Source organism: Paraburkholderia sp. SIMBA_027 (genome assembly GCF_046535315.1).
Taxonomy (GTDB): Bacteria; Pseudomonadota; Gammaproteobacteria; order Burkholderiales; family Burkholderiaceae; genus Paraburkholderia; species Paraburkholderia tropica.
Map to the genome: position 1 here is coordinate 1 of NZ_JAWRWY010001346.1, position 246 is coordinate 246.

Here is a 246-nt window from a genome sequence, read left to right on the forward strand (position 1 = left end):
GTTGTTGTAAATCAGCGATGACTGGCAGCGTAGCAAAAGCTCGACGAATCAATGGCGGAGCAGCTCTAGTACCCACGCGGCCTTGATTGCGTCTAACGCCTTGATCACAGGCAAAACCAATTAGCCCAATATTTTGATCCTCGTAAGGCTGAGCAAGCTGATACCAATAGCGGGCACGCGCAGTCTCAAATGGCTCTGCACGTCCTATCCACTGGTTCATATCAGCAGGTGTATGGCTAATACATG

1 pseudogene is annotated in these 246 nt (G+C 50.0%); it reads right to left on the minus strand.

Annotated elements, in window-relative coordinates:
- Positions 1 to 220: pseudogene (locus SB764_RS43560) on the minus strand (formimidoylglutamase); the annotation flags it as partial.
- Positions 221 to 246 lie beyond the last annotated feature (26 nt).